The 4752-nt window shown below is 44.4% G+C and carries 6 protein-coding genes; 2 read left to right on the plus strand and 4 right to left on the minus strand.

Annotated elements, in window-relative coordinates:
* Positions 1-792, minus strand: a 792-nt coding sequence (locus JGK36_RS33240; RefSeq protein ID WP_293199360.1) for a tetratricopeptide repeat protein, incomplete at its 3' end; no start/stop codon positions are given.
* Between the two features lie 411 nt (positions 793-1203).
* Here JGK36_RS33240 and JGK36_RS33245 point away from each other — a divergent pair.
* Positions 1204-1455, plus strand: coding sequence for a hypothetical protein (locus tag JGK36_RS33245; protein ID WP_293190820.1), 252 nt, complete (start codon positions 1204-1206; stop codon positions 1453-1455).
* 40 nt (positions 1456-1495) lie between these two features.
* Here the strand turns inward: JGK36_RS33245 and JGK36_RS33250 are convergent, their stop codons facing one another.
* The 3 genes from JGK36_RS33250 to JGK36_RS33260 all read right to left on the minus strand — a co-directional run bounded on the left by JGK36_RS33250 (position 1496) and on the right by JGK36_RS33260 (position 3849).
* Positions 1496-1822 (minus strand): nucleotidyltransferase domain-containing protein, encoded by a 327-nt coding sequence (locus JGK36_RS33250; protein WP_293190822.1) that lies wholly within the window; start codon positions 1820-1822, stop codon positions 1496-1498.
* A 184-nt stretch (positions 1823-2006) separates the two neighbouring features.
* Entirely contained in the window at positions 2007-2372 is a 366-nt protein-coding gene (locus JGK36_RS33255) for a hypothetical protein (protein ID WP_293199362.1), read from the minus strand.
* 361 nt (positions 2373-2733) lie between these two features.
* Positions 2734-3849, minus strand: coding sequence for an HlyD family efflux transporter periplasmic adaptor subunit (locus tag JGK36_RS33260; protein WP_293199364.1), 1116 nt, complete (start codon positions 3847-3849; stop codon positions 2734-2736).
* Positions 3850-4301: 452 nt separating this feature from the next.
* On the opposite strand from JGK36_RS33260, the gene JGK36_RS33265 reads away from it, so the two are divergent.
* On the plus strand, positions 4302-4529 hold the full coding sequence (locus JGK36_RS33265; protein ID WP_293184276.1) for a secretion protein HlyD: 228 nt from the start codon (positions 4302-4304) through the stop codon (positions 4527-4529).
* The last annotated feature ends 223 nt before the right edge of the window (positions 4530-4752 follow it).

Genomic DNA, 4752 nt, shown 5'->3' on the forward strand with positions numbered 1-4752 from the left:
TTCCCCTCTGATTCTGTAGAGGTAGGCATTCGCCAAATTATTTTGACTCCTTGCCCAGTCTTCGGGAAATGCGTCGCGGGTGTAAATCTCCAAGGATGCGAGATAAGCTGCGATCGCGCCTTCGAGATTCTCGGCTTTTTCCCCTCTGATTCTGTTGTGGTAGGCAAGCCCCAAATTATTTTGACACGTTGCCCATTCAAAGGGAAATGCGTCGCGAGTCCAAATTTCCAAGGATGCCTCAAAAGCTGCGATCGCCAATTCCAGATTCTCGGCTTTTCCCCTTCTGATTCTGTAGAGGTAGGCCATCGCCAAATTATTTTGACACGTTGCCCAGTCTTCGGGAAATGCGTCGCGGGTGTAAACTTCCAAGGATGCCTCATAAGCTACGATCGCCAATTCCAGATTCTCGGCTTTTTCCCCTCTGATTCTGTTTTGGTAATCACCTCCCAGACTGTTTTGAAACCTGGCCCAGTCTTCCGAGTAAGCTTCGCGAGTAACAACAGTTAATCCACTCTCCAGACAAGCAATCGCTACCTCTAAATTACTTGCCCGACTGCCTTGTCGCAAATTATAAAAAGTGAAATCTAAACCGTATAAAAAATTAGCACAATTGTATGCTTCTTCTGCATCCAAAGTTGCCATAGTTTCAGTTGCCCACTCTCGCAAATATTGGGCAAAACCATCATCTATTAATTCTAGGTTAGCTTGCAGAATCTCGATTTCTTCCTCGCTGGGACAGGTGACGAGAGAATCAATCAGATTGAGATAGGCTTCGTGGCGCGCTTCGTTCATTGCTTACAACCCATGTTTTTAGAATTTTACATTCTTTGTCGGGGAAAAACAAGGGGGAAACCCGACTTGCTGAATCGTCTGGAGTCGTTGGAGTGTGCGTCATACCTCAATACAGGTAAGATAGGGGAATCGTAGTGATAAAACGATGTGAAAAATAGACACTGCGATTGCTTTCCTACCCTTCGGGAACGCCTTCGGCGAACGGATCGCTTCGCTAACGTTCCTCGCAATGACAAAAAACTTTAACTTAACCGTATTCTGTCATAAGCTACCACGCAAAGATGTCGTATAATATAGATACAAGATAAGTAAGCGATCGCGCGTAATAATAAATCTATTCGGAATGGACGCAACCTCATTCAAAAAAATCTCGATGATTTGCGATGGGGCAAAAAACAAGAGGAAACTAAAATGATTTCACAAACTTTAGTAGAGATTGAACGTTCTATTAGTTCCCTGTCGATAGAAGAACAACTTTGGCTGCTGGAACGTATCGCTTGCCGAGTGCGGGAGAAAACTTACATAGCTAATAAACTCGCTAATGCTAAATACCTGGAGGCAGAGATAGCAGAGATGGCAAACGATCCAGATATTCAAGTTGAGATTGCTGCTATCAATCAAGAGTTTCTTGTGGCAGAAATGGATGGTTTAGAAGCACTATGAGCATTCAAAGTTTGGAGTGTTCGATCGATTTGTTCCGGTTTCATAAAGCTATTCCCTCTTTACGAATATTCCTCAATAAAGGCCCGTTGTAGTGCGTAAACCGATTTTCGTCCATAAACAAACAGCTAATCACTTCATCATTTTGGAGAGACAAATCTGCCCGAATATGGCTGATTCTTTTGATTTCTTCGCCGGGATTGACTTGCCCTTTCAGAACTACCAAAACATCAATATCTGAGTCGGGATATGCGTCACCCCGCGCTTGGGAACCGTAGAGTACCATTTGGGTGAGCCGATCGCCATAAATTTGCTCGAAGTGCGATCGCAATTCAGCTAGAATGGTCTTGAGTTTATCGTTGATTTTCATATTGGCGATGGATGTTATTTATTCTACACATAAACCCGGTGTATTTATTGTACACATAAACCCGGCGGTTGAAACCGCGTCTACAAAAACAAAGTACACATAAACCCGGCGGTTGAAACCGCGTCTACAAAAACAAAGTCCGCCTGCGCGGACTGAAGATAATTAATTATAAAGGTTAAGATTTTTACCCAATTTCAACTGGTTGCAAAATCTCATTCACAGGCTTTCCTCGTTTTAATTCAACCCATTTAGACTCAACGGGTTCATAAGCGCAATAACAGACCATGATTTCCAGGTTTGTGTCGCTAGATGAGAATTTGTGGATGCTTTTCACAATCCAATTGCTATCTCGACCGTGGGTGACTCCGTTACCCGGATCTTCGAGGTTTTCGTATTCTCGCACCCGCTCGCCAATTTGAGGCAATTTCCCCGAAGAATCCCACTCTGTTGCTAAAATATCAGTCAAACCACCGATCGGTAGTAGCTGACGTTCTTCCCAGCCTGGGGATGAGAGTGATTCTGTTTTAAAAACTATCCAAGTTTCATTCATCGTCGGTATCTCCAAAACGACTGTCTTCAAAAGAGGTTTGTTCGCCATAAAACACGCAATTGACCTTGAGAGTGCGATCTTTTGTACGTTCGATACGCTTCAACCTCCATCTGTACTTGCGGCTCATATCCCAGCACTTATTTGGGTCAATTGCTTAGTTACCAGCTTATGACGTTAGATTAATTTTCGGGGTAGTGGATCAATATAGTTGACAGTGGCATCTACTATGATCCACACTATACCACGATCGCAAAATGTTAAACAAACAACAAACAAAAGTAGGGTGCGTCAGTAGGTAAAACCCAAATTTTTCGGGCTAACCTTAAGACTGACGCACCCTACGACCACGACTAATGACCAATTACATATCCGTCACCAACCTTGCCTTCCGCAAAATAAATGTCAAAACTGTTTCTTGACCAGTAATAATGTCGGCTCTACCTTCCATTCCCGACTGAATTGAATACTGGCGTGGGGTATTTGCCTGGGAAGTTCCAACTGCTTGATTGCCGGTAGATTCAAGTTTGGTTAGATAAGTTTTATCAGGTTTAATTGCAACTTCATAATAAGCAGTACCTAAATTATTACCGGGGTTTTGAGTGGCGATCGCATCTGGGGCGATCGCGCTGACTGTTCCTTTTAGTGTCCCGTAATCTGGGAAGGGTAAGGCGGAAATCCTCATCTGCACGGGTTGGCCGATTTGGATGCGGGCGATGTCTTGGGATGTTACTCTGGCTTTGACTAAAAGGGGTACGTCGCTGGGGACGATTTGGGCGATCGCACTTCCGGCTTGTATTGTTTGACCGGTACTTTGTACTTCCAATTTGAGAATTGTACCATCAGCGGGCGCGCGGATCACGCTATTTTCGAGTTGTGACTGAATTTGATTGAGTTCTTTTTTAGCTTGAATTAATTGTTGTTGAATGGACGATCGCTTGACGAGCAAAACCCGCCGACTTCTGCCGAGTCTCTCGGCGACATCCGGCTGCGATGTGGCGATTTTTACAAGAGCGGACTCGACTACTTCTTGGGCGGCGGAATTTTGATTTTGGATGGTTTGAAATTGGCCGCTGGCTAAAATTTGATTTTCCAAGTCCCGCAGTTGCTGGTTGATTTGCTGTGCTGCTGTTTGAGACTGATTGACTGTGTCTTGGAACTGCTTTTTTTGAGTGCCCAAACGCGAAGCGTTGACAACTGCGATCGCATCTCCGGCTTTTACTGTCTGATTTTCGCTGACAGCAATGCTTTCGATGGTTCCTTCGGTTGCAGCTTGCACGACGCGCACTTCTCCGGCTGGACGGACGATCGCGTCTGCTTTGACTGTAGCACTGTATTTGGTGACGCTTGCCAGGGCGATCGCCCCGCCAAACGTCGCCACCATCAAAATTCCCCCCAAAGTAGTCCAGCGGCTGACAGGGGGCAAAAACTGGTCGTTATCAAAGGTTTCTGCGGGCATGGGTTCGGGTGTGCGAGGCATGGCGGCTATTGGGGGTGAGGGGAATTGTTTTGAATTTTAAGTTTTGAGTTTGGGGAAAGAGAATCGTTGTGAGTTTTAATGCCATTTCCAAAAAAGAATGCAACTCGCGGCCAACTCCAAAGCCTGATTAAATAAGTCATTTTCAAACCTCAAACGGTATGAGTTGGAAGAAGGAGAGATCGATCGCCTATTTCTTTTGTCACATTTATTTTCTAGCTTTCCGGACACCAAGGATAGATTTAGAAGTCTAAATCAAAATTCACATGGTCAAGGTCAAAATCCGCACAGCTTTGCCGTCCCCACCCGGAAATTTCCCCAAACATCAAGAATGGTGGATTCAGGCGGCAACAGTCAGGAAAACAGAGCATTTCCGCAATGATTTTTGGCACTGTTACCCGGTTTTTCTGGGATCGGTACGTAAGTAACTATATATGTCTTAATAGGAGTTCCTTATGCCGGACAATCAACAAAATTCACTTTTTACCGAATTAACCGATCGAGAATCTGGGACTGTCAGCGGTGGCAGCACTACCAGCGGTTTCAGCAGTGCTAACAGTAACAGCGATACCAAGAACAGCAGCAGCAATGGCATCAATACGCTGTTTTTCATTCCACAGCCGAGTCAGCTTTTCCTTTACGATCCGATTCGCAATCGCCCTTACAAAACCCTTGTAGTCTAGATAGCTGAGTAAAGTAGTGCGATCGGATAAATTTTAAAATTTTCTCAGTAATATTCCGGGCGATCGCAGAGGCATGGAGAAGTATTAGTCAGTAATCATACGAGGCTATCGAAATTATATAAAGTTTCTAGTTTTCGTTCAATATTATCAATTTAAATGGAGTCAAACGATCATGCAAGAAACAAAGGAAAATTCACTGTTTACTGAACTCACCTCTGAAGAA

Source organism: Microcoleus sp. PH2017_35_SFW_U_B, from assembly GCF_020737865.1.
GTDB lineage: Bacteria > Cyanobacteriota > Cyanobacteriia > Cyanobacteriales > Microcoleaceae > Microcoleus.